13 protein-coding genes are annotated in these 15248 nt (G+C 69.8%); 4 read left to right on the plus strand and 9 right to left on the minus strand.

The features are described from left to right. Window positions 1–18: 18 nt before the first annotated feature. Both AC57B8_RS29195 and AC57B8_RS29200 read right to left on the minus strand, forming a co-directional pair. The gene (locus tag AC57B8_RS29195; RefSeq protein ID WP_496481519.1) at window positions 19–1473 is read right to left on the minus strand and encodes an MFS transporter; all 1455 of its coding nucleotides are present in this window, start codon (window positions 1471–1473) and stop codon (window positions 19–21) included. Window positions 1474–1746: 273 nt separating this feature from the next. Further along, window positions 1747–2283 carry a peroxiredoxin-like family protein gene (locus AC57B8_RS29200; protein WP_062480509.1) on the minus strand — a complete coding sequence of 179 codons (537 nt, stop codon included), beginning with the start codon at window positions 2281–2283 and terminating at the stop codon, window positions 1747–1749. A 118-nt stretch (window positions 2284–2401) separates the two neighbouring features. On the opposite strand from AC57B8_RS29200, the gene AC57B8_RS29205 reads away from it, so the two are divergent. Beyond that, window positions 2402–3055: a TetR/AcrR family transcriptional regulator gene (locus AC57B8_RS29205; RefSeq protein WP_496481520.1), complete on the plus strand. Its 654-nt coding sequence runs from the start codon at window positions 2402–2404 to the stop codon at window positions 3053–3055. Window positions 3056–3061: 6 nt separating this feature from the next. Here the strand turns inward: AC57B8_RS29205 and AC57B8_RS29210 are convergent, their stop codons facing one another. The 5 genes from AC57B8_RS29210 to AC57B8_RS29230 are packed head-to-tail and all read right to left on the minus strand — an operon-like array spanning window position 3062 to window position 9244. Continuing rightward, window positions 3062–4090: an acyl-CoA dehydrogenase family protein gene (locus tag AC57B8_RS29210; protein ID WP_496481521.1), complete on the minus strand. Its 1029-nt coding sequence runs from the start codon at window positions 4088–4090 to the stop codon at window positions 3062–3064. A gap of 23 nt (window positions 4091–4113) precedes the next feature. Further along, complete coding sequence (locus AC57B8_RS29215; protein WP_496481522.1) at window positions 4114–5304, minus strand: acyl-CoA dehydrogenase family protein; 1191 nt, start codon at window positions 5302–5304, stop codon at window positions 4114–4116. Window positions 5305–5344: 40 nt separating this feature from the next. After that, window positions 5345–6313: a tripartite tricarboxylate transporter substrate binding protein gene (locus AC57B8_RS29220; RefSeq protein ID WP_496481523.1), complete on the minus strand. Its 969-nt coding sequence runs from the start codon at window positions 6311–6313 to the stop codon at window positions 5345–5347. A 39-nt stretch (window positions 6314–6352) separates the two neighbouring features. Then, window positions 6353–8440: an acetate--CoA ligase family protein gene (locus tag AC57B8_RS29225; protein WP_496481524.1), complete on the minus strand. Its 2088-nt coding sequence runs from the start codon at window positions 8438–8440 to the stop codon at window positions 6353–6355. A gap of 6 nt (window positions 8441–8446) precedes the next feature. Further along, entirely contained in the window at window positions 8447–9244 is a 798-nt protein-coding gene (locus AC57B8_RS29230; RefSeq protein WP_070059491.1) for an enoyl-CoA hydratase, read from the minus strand. Window positions 9245–9334: 90 nt separating this feature from the next. Between AC57B8_RS29230 and AC57B8_RS29235 the strand changes: the two genes are divergently transcribed. Together AC57B8_RS29235 and AC57B8_RS29240 are read left to right on the plus strand one after the other, a co-directional pair. Next, window positions 9335–10099 (plus strand): IclR family transcriptional regulator, encoded by a 765-nt coding sequence (locus AC57B8_RS29235; RefSeq protein ID WP_496481525.1) that lies wholly within the window; start codon window positions 9335–9337, stop codon window positions 10097–10099. Between the two features lie 11 nt (window positions 10100–10110). After that, window positions 10111–11376 carry an OmpA family protein gene (locus AC57B8_RS29240; RefSeq protein WP_496481526.1) on the plus strand — a complete coding sequence of 422 codons (1266 nt, stop codon included), beginning with the start codon at window positions 10111–10113 and terminating at the stop codon, window positions 11374–11376. A gap of 26 nt (window positions 11377–11402) precedes the next feature. Here AC57B8_RS29240 and AC57B8_RS29245 read toward each other — a convergent pair whose 3' ends face one another. Then, the gene (locus AC57B8_RS29245) at window positions 11403–12239 is read right to left on the minus strand and encodes a MurR/RpiR family transcriptional regulator (protein ID WP_062480494.1); all 837 of its coding nucleotides are present in this window, start codon (window positions 12237–12239) and stop codon (window positions 11403–11405) included. A gap of 159 nt (window positions 12240–12398) precedes the next feature. Between AC57B8_RS29245 and AC57B8_RS29250 the strand changes: the two genes are divergently transcribed. After that, complete coding sequence (locus AC57B8_RS29250; RefSeq protein ID WP_496481527.1) at window positions 12399–14144, plus strand: ATP-binding response regulator; 1746 nt, start codon at window positions 12399–12401, stop codon at window positions 14142–14144. Here the strand turns inward: AC57B8_RS29250 and AC57B8_RS29255 are convergent. Beyond that, on the minus strand, window positions 14141–15208 hold the full coding sequence (locus tag AC57B8_RS29255; RefSeq protein WP_496481528.1) for an agmatine deiminase family protein: 1068 nt from the start codon (window positions 15206–15208) through the stop codon (window positions 14141–14143). The genes AC57B8_RS29250 and AC57B8_RS29255 overlap by 4 nt on opposite strands. Window positions 15209–15248 lie beyond the last annotated feature (40 nt).

Raw genomic sequence — 15248 nt, forward strand, 5'->3', positions numbered from 1 at the left:
GATCGTTCGGTGCGCGGTTCAGTTCGAGCGGGCCAGCGTCGCGCCCGGTGCGCGGTCTTCGGCCTCGGCTTCGCCGGGCAGTGGCAGCGCATCGGGCGACTGGCCGTAGGTCTCGGGCACGCACTGCACGCTGGCGACGAACACCGCGTACATCGCGGCGGCCAGGCCGAACACGCCGACCAGCCCGAAGCTGTCGAACAGGCGGCCCGCCACCAGCGGCATCAGCGCGCCGGCGGCCGTGCCCGTGGCGAGGATGAAGGCCGTGCCGAAGGCGCGCACGCGCGTCGGGTACAGCTCGGGCGCAAAGATCCAGATGGTGGTGTTGAGCAGCAGCACGAAGAACTGGAACACCGCGCCCGCGATGAGGATCACGACGATGCTCTTGGCCACGAAGCCGATGGTCAGCGCCGCGAGGCAGGCGCACACCGCGCCGGCCGTCAGCACGCGCTTGCGCGGAAAGTGAAAGCCCAGCAGCGAGGCCGCGATGGCGCCCAGCAGGCTGCCGCCCTGCATCACCATCGTGAACAGCAGGCTCTTGGACATGCTGTAGCCCAGCGTCACGAGGATGGTCGGCATCAGCGTGAGCACCGAGATCTGCGCGCCATAGGTCATCCAGATCGTGATGCACAGCGGCACCGTGCGCCGCGCCAATGCGCCGCGGAAGATTTCGGTCACGCGCACCTTCGGCCGTGCGGCCTGCGCGAGCGTGCCGTCGTCGGTGATGTAGGGGTGCGCCGCCGCCGGCTTGCCCGACAGCCGCCCCGAGGCGAGGCGCGACAGCACCGCGTTGGTTTCCTTCACGCGGCCTTGCGACAGCAGGAAGCGCGGCGTCTCGGGGATGTAGCGGCGGTAGAAGGCGCCCAGCAGCGCCGGCACCATGAGGCAGGCGAACAGCCAGCGCCAGGCGTTGTCGCCCGGGAACATCCAGAACACCAGCAGGCCGAAGCCCGGTGCGAGGAAGTTGCCGAGCCCGCCCGCGCCTACGTTCACCATGCCCACGGCCGTGCCGCGGAACTTGGTGGAGCAGAACTCGGCCAGCATGGTCACGGCAATGGCGATCTCGCCGCCCAGCCCGAAGCCCACCACCGCGCGGCCCAGCGCCATCACCGTGAAGTTGGGCGCCATCGCGCAGATGCCCGCGCCGAGCGTGAACAAGAGCAGGTCGATCGACAGCATCACGCGGCGGCCGTAGCGGTCGGCGATGAAGCCCGAAATGATCCGTCCGATGGCCGCGCAGGCGAAGGTGACGGTGTTCAGGAAGCCGATGTCGGAGGCGCTCAGCCCCCACTGCTCGCGCAGCATCGGGCCGACGATGCCGACCGCGTTCTGCTCGAAGGCATCGAACAGGCAGCCGATGAGGATCAGGAAGATGATCGTGTGGTGCGAGCGCGTGACGCCGATGGTGTCGAGCGCGCGATCGAGCTCCGCGACTCGGGGCGAGTCGGGCCCGGAGGAGAGTGCAGGTCCAGCCATGGAAAAACCCCTTGAGAAGGAATGAAGTGCTTGCTTGCGCGGTGCAGCCCGGTGTCGCGGATCGCATCGTAGGCCGCATCGCGCCTGAATGGCATATGGATTTCACCTACTTAAAATAGTTGAAATTCAAATTTCATTCAGTTGCGAGCGTTTGCAAGCTTCATGCCGGGTGGTTTTCAGGCCTGGAAGACGGGTTCTCCGGGGTTGGGCTGGAAAGTGACGCCCGAGCGCACCTGCAGCGTGCGCTTGCGCACCGCGGGCGTGCGCCTCTGTCTAGGAGCTCGCGGCGCCGGCCAGCGCCAGCAGCTCGTCGACCTCCCAATGATCGTCCGCGTGCCCGCCGTACTTGACGGCGACCACGGTGCCCCGCGCGTCGATGAGCACGTCGGCCGGCAAACCCGTGATGCCGTTTTCCGCCTTCCTGTAGAAGCGGCCCGTCGCGAGCACCCAGCGCAGGCCGCTCCAGAAGACGCGCGGATGCAGGAACGCCAGCCGCGAGGTTTCCACGCCGAAGCGCCGGTAGTGCGCCTTGGCGGGATCGGCCACGCAGTCGAACGGCAGCTGCGCCTGGTACTTGCGCATCTCCTGCGCGGACGAGTGAAAGAGCACGACCTCGCGGATACCCGCCGCCGCCAGCTCGCCCTGCCTGCGGGCAAAGGTCAGCAGATGGAAGTTGCAGACCGGGCAGCCCGCGAAGCGGCGAAACTGCAGGTGGACCCAGCGCGAACCGGCGTCCGGCAGCTGCAAGGGCTTTCCGTGGATCGTTTCCAGGGCCGTGGCGGGCACCACATCGCCGGGCGAGAACTTCATCGATGATCCTTCAAGAGGGTTGCGAAGACGCCGGGCCGGGTGGCTGGAAAGCGTATTCCGATTTTTAAGTACACTGTACGTTTATTACTTTACAACCCCTTCGAGAACGGAGTCAAGCGTGGGACGTCCCGCCAAATTCACCCGTGAACAGCTCCAGCAGGCCGCGCTGGCGCTGGTCGATGCGGACGGCCTCTCCGGCCTGACCATGCGCGCGCTCGCGAGCCGGCTGGAAACCGGCGCCATGACGCTCTACAACTACGTGTCGCAACGCGAAGAGCTGGAGATGCTGGTGGTCGAGGCGGTGCTGGGCAAGGTGCGCTGGGAGACCGACGACCGCCTGCCCTGGCACGAAGCGCTGGAGGACATCGCGGTCGCGCTGTGGCGCGTGATCCGCGACCATCCCCATGTGATTCCGCTGATCCTCACGAAGCGCAGCCGCTCGCCCGCGGTGTTCGAAGTGACCGAAGCCCTGCTGCGCACGCTGGCCCAGAGCGGCCGCAGCGGCGCCCGCCTGCTCGTGGGTTTCCGTGCGGTGTCGGCGCTCATCATGGGCGCCGCGCAGGCGGAGCTTGCCGGGCCGCTCACGCTGCAGGCCGACGAATCGCCCGACGACACCATCGCGCGCTTCCAGGCGCTGCCGCCGGACCGGTTCCCGCACCTGATCGAGATCGCCACCGCCGCGACGGCCAGCGATGCGGAGACCGAGTTCCGGGCGAGCCTGTCCCTTCTCATCGATGGCCTGCGCGCAGACGCTCCTGCGGCACAAGCCTGAAGCCGCTCAGGCCAGGGCCAGCGCTTCGACCTGGTCCAGCGCGCACGAGGCACCGCCCAGGCGCGTCGCCAGGTGCTGCGCGCGCTTGAGGTACAGGTGCGCGTCGTGCTCCCAGGTGAAGCCCATGCCGCCATGCACCTGGATGGCCGTGCGCGTGGCCTGCTGCGCGCCTTCGATGGCCGTGAACTCGGCCGCGGCGCAGGCAAAGCGCCAGTCGGGCAGGCCGCCGTCGAGCGCGGCAGCGGCGTAGCGCACGGCCAGGCGCGCGTTATCCACGCCCATCCACGCGTTGGCGAGCTGGTGCTTGATGGCCTGGTAGCTGCCGATGGGCTTGCCGAACTGCACGCGCTCGCGGGCGTAGGCGCTGGCGAGGTCGAGTGCGGCCTGCGCGACGCCGACGAGTTCCGCCGACAGCGCGACGCGGTGCGCGGCGCGCACGCGGGCACGTGATTCGGGGGCGATGGGCAGCGTCTCCCACGCGAGTGACGGCGCGGGAGCCGGCGCCTGTCGCAACGTGGGATCGAGCGCATCGGATGCCGCGCCCTCGGGCATCGGCTGCAGCGCGACGCGCAGCGGCACGGTGTCGTCGTGCCAGCCCTGCACCACCACGAGGTCCGACGCCTGCCCCGCGTGGTCGATCCAGCCATCACCCTCCGCGATGCAATGGAAGGCACGCTCACCCGCCATCGCCGCACGCACCCCCTCGCGCAACGCATTGGGCGGTGCCTCACCACACGCCTGCAGCCACAGCGGCAACAGCACGGCGCTGCCGGCCAGCGGCAGGTTCAGCAACTGCTGGCCTGCGGCCTCGGCCACGATGCAGGCCTCGCTCATGCCGAGCCCCAGGCCGTCGTGCACCTCGGGCACCAGCAGCGCCATCCAGCCCATGCCGGCCATGTCGACCCACAGCGACTGCTGCGTGGCATCGGTCCAGGGCAAGGCGCGCCGTGCGCGCACGAGCGGGTGGTGGTCGGCGAAGAAACGGTGGGCCGACGCGTGCAGCATCTGCTGCTCGTCGTTCAATGCGAAATCCATGGCGGTCGTCGTGTCGTCGTCAATCAGTTCTTGGGCAGGCCCAGCATCTGCTCGGCCAGGATGTTGCGCTGCACTTCGGAGGTGCCCGCCAGGATGGTTTCGGCGCGCGTCCACAGGAAGTCGCGCACCCAGGCCGCGGCCTGCGGGTCGGCGCCCGCGGGCTCGGGGCCGGCCAGCGCGCGCTCGCCCAGCACTTCCATGGCGGTGGCGAGCAGCTTCTGGTGCGACTCGCTCCAGTGCAGCTTGGTCGACGAGCCCTCGGGCCCCGGCGGGCCGCCGCGCATCGCGTGCGTGAGCGCGCGGTACGACTTGAGCTTGAGCACGTGGCTGTCGACCGCCAGCCGCGCAAGGTCGCGCCGCAGGTGCGGGCAGTCGAGTGCCGGGCGTCCGCCCCTTTGCACGCTGGCCGCCAGCCGTGTGAGCGCGCCCAGCTCCTGCGTGAAGCGCACCTGGCGCGGAATGAAGTAGGTGCCGCGCTCGAAGCTCGCGGCGGCCATGGCCAGCCGCCAGCCGCCGTTCTCTTCGCCCACCAGCGCGTCGAGCGGCACCTTCACGTCCTCGAAGAAGACCTCGTTGAAGTCCGACTCGCCCGTGATCTGGCGGATGGGTTCCACGCGCACGCCGGGGCTCTTCATGTCCACCAGCAGGAAGCTGATGCCCTTGTGCCGCGCGGCTGCTGCGTCGGTGCGTGCGAGCACGAAGCAGTGGTCGGCAATGTGTGCGAACGAGGTCCACACCTTGTGGCCGTTGAGCACGTAGTGGTCGCCGCGCCGCTCGGCGCGCGTGGACAGCGCCGCAAGGTCGGAGCCCGCGCCAGGCTCGGAATAGCCCTGGCACCAGATCTCGCGGTTGCTCAGGATGCCGGGCAGGTAGCGGGCCTTCTGCGCCTCGCTCGCGAAGTGGATCAGCGTGGGCGCCAGGATGCCGTGGCCGATGATGTTCACGCCCAGCGGCGCACCGATGCGGGCCTGCTCCTCGTGGAAGATGGCCTGCCGCGTGAGCGGCCAGGCCTTGCCGCCGTGGGCCTCGGGCCAGCCCAGGCCCGACCAGCCAGCCTGGCACACGTGGTCTTCCCAGGCGCGGCGCCAGGTCAGCTCGTTGGCGTCGGGGGTGCCCCCAGGCCAGGCCGCGACGAAGCGCGGATAGTGCGTCTCGAACCAGTCGCGCAACGTGAGGCGGAAGGCTTCATCTTCCGCCGAGTAACCCACTTGCATGCTTGTCTGCTTTCTCGTTCTTGCTGATGGATCGCGCAGGTCAGTCGGCCTTTGCGCCAGAGTCCTTGATGACCTTCGCCCACTTGACGATGTCCTTGCGCAGGAAGGCGGCGAACTCCTCGGGCTTGTTGCCGATGATGTCCAGGCCCAGGCTGCGGAACTTGTCTTTCACCTCGGGTTCCTTGAGCACTTCCTGCAGCTCGTCGTGCAGCTTGTTCACGACCGCTACGGGCGTCTTCGCAGGCGCAACCACGCCCAGCCACGGCATGGCTTCGTAGCCGGGCAGGCCCGACTCGGCGACGGTGGGCGTGTCGGGCAGCGACTGCGAGCGCTGCGCCGTGGTCACGGCCAAGAGGCGCACCTTGCCGTCCTTGATGAAGGGGCCCGAGGACGCGTACGCGTCGAACATCACCTGCAGCTGGCCGCCGATCATGTCGGTGAGCGCGGGCGCGCTGCCCTTGTAGGGGATGTGCTGCATCTTCACGCCGGCCACGCTGTTGAAGAGTTCGGCCTCCAGGTGCGTGGACGTGCCCGCGCCCACCGAGCCGTAGTTGGCCTTGTTGGGGTTGGCCTTGAGCCAGCTCACCAGCTCGCCCACGTTCTTCGCCGGGATGCTCGGATGCACCACCAGCACGTGCACCACCGAGGCCACCTGCGAGACCGGCGCGAAGTCTTTCACCGGGTCGTAGTTGACCTTGCTGTACAGGCTGGGCGCGATGCCCAGCGACGAGGCCGCGAGCAGCAGCGTGTGGCCGTCGGGCACGGCCTTGGCGACGTACTCCGACGCGATCATGGTGCCGGCGCCGGGCTTGTTCTCCACCAGCACGGGCTGGCCCAGGCGCTTGTGCAGCCGCTCGGCGAGCAGGCGCGACATGATGTCGGCCGCGCCGCCGGGCGAGAACGGCACGACGAGCGTGACGGGCTTGGTCGGGTAGGTCTGTGCCGCGGCAGTGCCGCCCGCCAGAGCGGCGGCGACCAGGGCCACGCAGGCCAGTGCTTTCTTGAACATGGGATGTCTCCTGTCTCTGTCGATGGTTGTGGTTGTGTCTTACGAAGCCAGGACCAGCGCGTCGAGCGCGCGCACGCCCTGGCCCTGTTCCTTCACGAGCAGCGGGTTGACCTCGACCTCGTCTGCCTGTTCCTGCAGCGCCAGCACGGCGCGTGAAAACCCGGCGATGGCGCGGCACGCGGCCTCGACGTCGCCCAGCGGCCGGCCGCGGTAGCCCGTGAGCAGCGGAAAGGCCTTGAGCTCGCCCAGCATGTCGCGCGCCATGGCTTCGTCGACCGGCAGCACGCGGTGGCTCACGTCCTTGTACAGCTCGGTGAGCACGCCGCCCAGGCCCACGGTCAGCGTCATGCCGAACACCGGGTCGCGCGTGGCGCCGAGGATGAGTTCGGCCTGCCCTGCTTCCATCTTCTGCAGCAGCGCGCCGTCGATCTGCGCCGTGGGCGCGTAGGCGCGCGCCGAGGCCATCACCTCGTCGAAGGCCTTGCGCACCTCCTGCGCATTGCCCAGCCGCAGGCGCACGCCACCGGCCTCGGTTTTGTGCGCGATGTCGGCACTGAGCACCTTCAGCACAACCGGAAAGCCCAGCCGCCCGGCCACGGCCGCGGCTTCGTCGGCGGTGCGCGCCACGGCCTCGTCGACCGGCTGCACGCCGAACTCGGCGAGGTAGCGCTTGGTGGTGTGCTCGTCGGCCCGGCCTGCCAGCGCGGCGCGCGCGGGCGCAGGCTGGCTGCGCACCTGCAGCCAGGGGTTGTGCTTGCGCCGCTCCTGCCACAGCAGGAAGGGCGACAGCGCCGACACGGCCACGCCGATGTCCTCGAACACGGGCACGCCGCCCGCGCGCAACTGATCGCGCGTCTTCGCCGCGCCAGTGTCGATGGCGACGATCAGGCGCGGATGCTTCTCGGCCACGGCGCACAGGTCGTCGGCCATGCGGTCGAGCATGTAGCCCGGCGCGTAGACCACGATGGCGTCGATGGCGTCGGACACGGCCAGCGCTTCCATCGCGGTGCGCACGAAGCCGGGGTCGTTCACCACGTTGCCCGTCACGTCGACCGGGTTGGAGACCATGCCGTAGTCGGGAATGCCGGCGCGCAACTGGTCTTGCAGCGGCTGCGGCAGCGTGGGCACGTCGAGCCCCTGGCCGATGAACTTGTCGGCCAGGATCGCGCCCAGCGCGCCCGAGATCGTGATGATCGCCACGCGCTTGCCGGCGCTGCGATGCCGGTAGCCCGCCAGGTGCGCGAGCTGCGCCATCTGCGCGAAGTCGTGGCTCTGGATGATGTTGAGCTGGCGAAACGCCGCCTGGTAGATCTGCTGGTCGCCCGCCAGCGCCGAGGTGTGCGAGCGCACGGCCTCGGAGCCCTTCTCGGTCTCGCCGGCCTTGTAGAGGATGAGCAGCTTGTCGCGCCGCACGAACTCGGCCGCGGCCTCCATGAAGCGCGGGCCGTCGCGCAGCTCTTCGATGTAGCCGATGCCCACTTCGGTGGCGTCGTCCTGCGCCAGGTACTCCAGGTACTGCGCGAAGTCCACGCAGGCTTCGTTGCCGGTGTTGATGAAGTGGCAGAAATCCACGCCCAGCCGCCGCGCAATGGCGTACACCGCGGCGCAAACGTTGCCGCTTTGCGTGAGCAGGCTCACGCGGCCCGGGCCCTGCTGCATCGGCGCGGTGTTGAACACCGAGGCGAAGTTGGTGTGGGCCTGCGTGTTGAGGTTGGCAAAGCCCATGGCGTTCGGGCCCGCGACCACCATGTCGGTGGTGGCCACGAAGGCCTCCAGCTCGGCCTGCAGCGCGGCGCCTGCATCACCAGCTTCGGCAAAGCCCGCGGCATACACGATGACGGCGCGCACGCCGCGCGCCTGGCAGCGCTTGAGCATCGGCGTGACCTCGGCCGCGGCCAGCGCCAGCACCACCAGGTCGGGCGCGGCGGGCAGCGCTTCGAGGTCAGGCCAGCAGCGCAGGCCGAAGACTTCTTCGTACTTCGGGTTGATCGGGTAGATCGCGCCGCGGTAGCCGAATTTGGTGAGGTGCGCGAGCGGCATGCCGCCGATGCGCGCGGCATTGCCGCTGGCGCCGACCACGGCGATGGAGGCCGGGTTCAGCAGGGGTTCGAGACGGTGCAAGGTCATCTTGATTCAGGCGGAGGCGGGGTTCTTCTGGATGGCCGAAGCCAGGCCGCGGTCGCGGGCCGTGAGAAAGCCCTCGCTCAGGTGCGAGAGCTGGTGCGTGTCGAAGTGCGCGGCCAGCGCGGTGCGCAGGCCCTGCGCGTCGAGCGTGCGGTTGATCGAGCGCTTGATCAGGCGCAGCCCGAACGGCGGCGCCTTGGCGATCTGCTGCGCCAGCGCCAGTGCGGCGTCGGCCAGTTCCGCATCGGGCACGACGCGGTTGACCATGCCGATCGCATGCGCCTCCTGCGCCGACAGCTTGCCGCCGGTGTAGAGCATTTCCTTGGCCTTGCGCGCGCCCATCACCCAGGGGTGGATCAGCACCTCGGTGGCCGCCGCGCCCAGCGTGTGGCCCACGGGGTCGCTGAAGAAGGCCGACTCGCCCGCGACCACCAGGTCGCACATGTTGGCGATCATGAAGCCGCCCGCCACGCAGGCGCCCTGCACCTGCGCGATGGTGGGCTTGGGAAAGTCCCAGATGCGCATCGAGTAGTCGAAGTAGCGCAGCTCTTCGTAGGCCCAGCGCTCTTCCACGGTGAAGTTCGCGCGCTCGGCCTGCGCCTGCTTGAGGTCATGGCCGGCCGAGAAGTGCGCGCCCTTGCCGCCGAGCACCACGGCGTTCACCGTGTCGTCGCGCGCGGCGTCGTCGAAGGCGGCCATGAGCTCGTCCAGCATCTGCTGGCTCTGGGCGTTGCGCTGGGCATCGCGGGCCAGCAGGATGCGGCGCACGGCGCCGTGGTGTTCGATTTCGAGGGTGTCGTAGGCCATCGTGTGTCTCCGGGTCGGTGTCTGGGGCGGGGGCAGTTTAGACTTCGAAATTCCTGCATCCCAAACACTAATTCCAATTTTTCCCACTATATGGACGAACCCAGAGAGACCGCCGGCGCCCAGAGCCTGCGGCGCGCCCTGCAGCTGCTGCGCCTGCTGGCCGAGCACCACGAGGAAGGCATCAAGCTCACCGAAGTGATCGCCGCCTCGGGGCTGGAGCGCTCCACCGTGCACCGCCTGCTGTCGTGCCTGGCCGAGGAGCAGTTCGCCGAGCGCGACCCCGACGGCAAGGCCTACCGCCTGGGCATCGACGCCATGCAGCTGGGCTTTGCCTCGATGCGCCGCGTGCCGCTGGTGGACTCGTGCCGCGCCCTCATGCAAAAGCTCGCGCGCATGTCGGGCGACACCGTGTTCCTCGTGATCCGCCAGGGCGACTACTGCGTGTGCCTGCACCGCGAAGAGGGGCACTTTCCGGTGAAGGTGTTCACCACCGACGTCGGCGGGCGCCGCCTGCTGGGCCTGGGCGCGGGCGGGCTGGCGCTGATGGCCGCGCTGTCCGACGCCGAGATCGACCGCATCCTCGAGCGCCACACCGCCGAGTACGCGCAGGCCGGCTTTACGCGCGAGCGCATGAAGCAGGCCGTGAAGCGCACGCGTGCGGCGGGCCATGCCGACATCGTGGACACGCTCACCGAAGGGGTGTCGGGCGTGGGGCGCACTTTCGCGGCGTCGGCCACGACGCTGGCGGCGATCAGCTTCGGCGCGATCACGCCGCGGCTGCCGCCGGCGCGCAAGAAGGAGATGGCGCAGTTGTTGAAGGCGCAGTTGCCTTCGGGTGACACAAGCGCCCGGTAGGCTGCGCCCTGATGAAAAATCCCACCCTCCTGTCCGCATTGAAGTGCACCCTCGTTGCCGTCGCCTGCATGGGTGGCAGTCAGGCCCTGGCCTGGAGCAACACGATCATCGGGGGGACCGATGCCCTGTTCGAGCCGGGCAGCACCACGATCACGCCCGCCAGCCAGGCGAAGCTCCTGCAGTTGGCGGAACAGGCCGATCAACGGGGCCAGATCGAGGTCATGATCGTGGTGGGCCATGCAGAAGCCTCGGAACCCGCTCCGGTCGCGCTGAGCGAGCGCCGCGCGACGGCGGCGCGCTTCCACATGATCCAGCTCGGGGTTGCGCCCCGGCTGATCTATACGGAAGCCAAAGGGGCCACCCGACCGCTCACGGGAGAGGCTGCGGCACTGCACCGCCGCGCGGAGGTCGAGTACCGCGGCGTCTACGACCGGACCCCGGGTACCCGCGGCTTTCGCCTGCTCGACACCTGGCTGGGCAGCGCTTCGCGCGCCGCGCCGCGAGACACGCAGGCGCAGGACGCATGGGATGCGATGACGCCGCTGCAATTCCTGCCGCTCATCAAGGACGCCGCCTTGCGCGCGCGGTTCCTGCAGAAGTACCAGTTGCTCGCCATCTACCGGCAGGACGACGGCCTGCTCAGGCAACTGCAAGCCCTGGCCTCACCGGACGCGGTGCCCGACGTACTGTCGCCTGCACTCATGGCCGCGGCCCTCGGTACACCCTATGCGCAGGCCTCGCTGGCTGCGGCACTGCCGCGCGTCGATGTCCGCACGCCCGCGTCGCGCGATTTCGCGCGCGCCTTGTGGTGCGGTGCCCCTTTTGAATGGAGGCCCCTCATCGACCGGGCCACCATGCAGCGCATCCGGATTTCGCAGATGCTCGCCGACCTGCCACCCGCAGCCCAGCAAGAGTGGGTCGTGTGCGCTGCCCGGCGTGGCAGGCCGGAGGTGTCGGCGGAGGACCTGCGGTTCCTGATGTCGCACCGCCTGGGACTCGATGCCCCGGGCAGCCACAGCCGAACGGCGCTGCATGAGGCGGTTCTCTCGTCCGATCCGACCGCGGTGCGGGCGCTGCTGACCGCGGGGACCAACCCGAACGCAGCGGACGCTGATGGGAAGACGCCGCTGCATCTGGTGAGTTCGGCAAGCCTCGGCCCCATGTCCGTCGCGCCCTGGGAAACGAAACGCGCGCTCTGGGACGCGCTGCTTGCCTCGGGCGCAAGCACCTCGATCGCGGACAAGCAGGGCGGGCTCCCCATCCTCGAGCCGAAGTAGCGCACGCAGGCGCGCGAAGGCGCCCCTCAGAGCTCGCCGTTTTCCTCGTGCCCCAGCTCGATCGCCGCCAGCCGCTTGCGCCCGGCCGAGCCCGCGGCCTCGATCACCATCGTGGCGATCAGGTCGCACACGCCCATCACGGCCGCGTGGTTGTCGAGCAGCCCCGGGCCGCGGCAGTCGCATTGCAGCGACCACGTCGCGCCCGCGAAATCGGGCGAGGCGCGGTCGCTGATGTAGACGATCTTGGCGCCGACGCGCTGCGCGCCCGCCAGCAGCGTGTCGAGCTGGCGGGTCTGCCGGCGCGTGCCGAACACGATCACGCAGTCGCGCTCGCCCAGCCCCGCCAGGTGCTCGGCCAGCGTCTCGCCGGGGCCCGGAATCGCCGTGACGCGCGGCACCACCTGGATGATCTGCCAGCGCAGGTACAGCGCGAACGCGTGGCTGCTGCGCGTGCCGAAGATCAGCACCTGCCCCGCGCCGATGATCGCCTTCACGATCTCGGCCATCTGCTTGTCGCTCAGGCGCTCGAAGGTGCTCGCGAGGTTGGCCTGCGACTGCTGGAAGTGCGTGGCCACGAGGTGGCCGCGCTTCGAGGCTTCGGTGGCGTTCTGGAACAGCGGCGAGCCGGTCTGCTTTTCTTCGCGCACCTGGCGCCGCGCCTCTTCGTAGTTCTCGTAGCCGATGCGCCGGATGAAGCGGCTCACCGTGGAGGGCGACACGCCCGCCAGCTCCGCCAGTTCGTTGCCCGCATAGCTGGCCAGCTCGCCGGGAAACTCCAGGACGAAATCGGCAAGCTGGCGTTCGGTCGCGGACAGCTGGTCGAGCTGGCTGCGAACGCGGCGGACGAAGGAATCGGCGGACATGGGTGGGTGGTGGGAAGCGGCGCACGATGATGCCATGCGCCTGCGGCACCCCGGGCGAACGCGCGCATTGGACTAAAGTCCCATGACGCCCCCCACGCCACGCGTTACCTTGGGATCGCCACCTTCGGCGATCCCACCTCCCCCACCCGCCACACACCGATGAGCGCCACCCCACCCACGACGCCCGCCGACCCCGTCTTTGCCGCGCGCATGGCTGCCTTGCGACGCAACTTTCCGTTCTCGCTGCTCGGCGTGATGCTCACGGCGGGGCTGGTGGTGGTGGCACTGTGGGGCGCGGTTGCGCACGAGCAGCTGCTGGCCTGGGTGGGCGTCAACGCGGTGCTGACGGCGGCGCGCGCGTGGCAGGTGACGCGCTACCGGCATGCCGAGCACGATGCGGGCGCGCTGCGGCGCTGGCGGCGCGGCGCGATGGTCGGCGCGGTGCTCGGCGGGTTGTTGTGGGGGCTGCCGCTGGCGGGGTGGATGCTGCAGGTGTCGCTGCCGCAGCAGATGTTCATCGTGGTGGCGATGCTCACCATGGGCACGGGCGCGATCTACGCCTACTGCATCGACCTGGGGCTGCTCTACGGTTTCCAGGTGACGTACTTCGCGCCCGCGATCCTCGCGATGGCCACGCTCGACGACGTGCTGCTGCGCGTGATGTCGGCGGCCGGCGTGCTCTACCTGTTCGTCACGCTGGCCTTCGCGCAGCGCATGTACCGCACGCAGGTCGATTCGCTCGAGCTGCGTTTCGAAAACCTCTACCTGCTGCGCCAGTTGCGCCTGGAGAAAGACGCGGCCGAGCGCAGCGACCTCGCCAAGTCGCGCTTCCTTGCCGCCGCCAGCCACGACCTGCGCCAGCCGGTGCATGCGCTGAGCCTGTTCGTGGGCGTGCTGCGCGGGCAGGCGCTGCCGGCGGCGAGCCGGCACGTGGTCGACAGCATCGGCCGCGCCGCCGCGGCGATGGGGCTGCTGTTCGAAGGCCTGCTCAACATCTCGCGGCTCGACGCGGGCGTGGTGCGCGTGAAGGCGCGGCCGTTTGCGCTGGCGCGCCTGCTCGACCAGATCCAGCTGGAGTTCGCGCCGCAGGCGGCGGGCAAGGCGCTGTCGCTGCGCTTGCGCGCGGGCGATGCCGTGGTGCACTCCGACCCCGCGCTGCTCGACCGCGTGCTGCGCAACCTGGTGGAGAACGCGATCCGCTACACGGCGCGCGGCGGCGTGCTCATCGGCTGCCGCCGCGCGGGCGCCGACGCACTGCGCATCGAGGTGTGGGACACCGGCCCCGGCATTCCGCCCACCGAGCAGGAGCAGGTGTTCTGGGAGTTCCATCAGCTCGGCAACCCCGAGCGCGACCGCACCAAGGGGCTGGGCCTGGGCCTGGCCATCGTGCGGCGCACGGCCGCGCTGCTGGGCCATCCGCTGGTGCTGCGCTCGCGCGTCGGCCGGGGCACGGTGTTCTCGGTGACGGTGCCGCTGGCGCGCCAGGCGCTGCCCGCGCCCGAGGCACCGCCCGCGCCGCTGCCGGCCGACACCGGCCGCCTCGTGCTCGTGGCCGAGGACGACGGCGAAAGCCGCCTGGGCCTGCAGCTGCTGCTCGAAAGCTGGGGCCTGCGGGTGATCGCGGCCGAAGGCGGCGACGAACTGCTGGCGCTCGCCGCGCGCCAGCCCGGCAAGCCGGCGCTCATCGTCAGCGACTACCGCCTGCGCGCGGGCGAGACCGGCATCGACGTGGTCGACCGCCTGCACGAGGAATACAACGACGACGCCATTCCCGCGCTGATCGTGAGCGGCGACACCGATCCGCGCCGCCTGAGCGACGTGGCGGCGCGCGGCTGGCAGATGCTGCACAAGCCGGTGGACCCGGCGCAGCTGCAAGCGACGGTGTCGCAGCTGATCGCGCCCTAGAAGCCGCGCGCGGCCAGGCGATTCCCCAGCATCGGCTGCTGCTGCGTGGAGCAGTGCACGGCGCCACCGCCCAGCGAGATCGCATCGATGGGCAGCAGTTCGACGCGGCGGCCCGGGAACGCACGCGCGAACACCTCGCGCGCCTGCGCATCGCGCGGCACGCCGAAGGCGGTCGAGATCACCGCGCCGTTGACGAGGATGTAGTTCGAATAGAGGTCGCAAAAGCGCGCGCTCCCGTAGCTGTGCACGTCGCGCGGCACGGGCAGGTCCAGGATCTCGAAGCGACGGCCGCACGCATCGGTCGCCAGCTCGAGCGCGCGGCGGTTCTCCTGCATCGCGCGAAAGTAGTCGCCCTGGTCGGGGTCTGCCGCATTGAAAAGAATGCGGGCCGGCGCCATGAACGACGCGATGCCGTCGATGTGGCCGTCGGTCTCCACCTCGGCCGCATGGCCCGGCAGCCAGACGATCTTGTGCACACCGAGCATGCGCCGCAGCTCGGCCTCGATCTCCGTCTTGCGCAGGCCCGGGTTGCGGTTGGGGTGCAGCAGGCAGCTCTCGGTGGTGAGCAGCGTGCCCTGCCCGTCCACGTAGAAGGCGCCGCCTTCGAGCACCATGTCCGAACGCACCAACGGCACGCCGGCCAGCGCGGCGATGTCCGCGGCGGCGCGCTGGCAGCCGTCATGCGGGTGGTACTTCTCGCCCCAGGCGTTGAAGCGGAAGCCCACCGCGGTCTGGTTCACCTGCTGCTCGTCGACGAGGAAGATCGGGCCGCAGTCGCGCAGCCAGTTGTCCTCGGCCGCGATGGGCACCACGCGCACCTGCGGGCCGCAGACCGCGCGGGCCGCGTCGGCCAGCGGTGCGTGCGCGGCCACGACGCAGCGCTGGTAGCGCGCGATGGTGCGCGCCAGCAGACCGAACGCGCGGCAGACCGCGTCGTAGTGCGCGCCCCACAGGGCTTCGCGGTGGTCGAGCACCGGCCAGCCCAGCCAGGTGGCGGCCATCGGCTCCCATTCGGCGGGCATGCGCAGGCCGGCGCGGCGAGCGTCGAAATCGTTGGAAATCAAAGGGTCCTTCAGAAGAAATTGCAGGGACGCCCACTCTGAC

It is taken from the genome of Variovorax sp. BGA-UO-ETr-C22 (assembly GCF_059567965.1).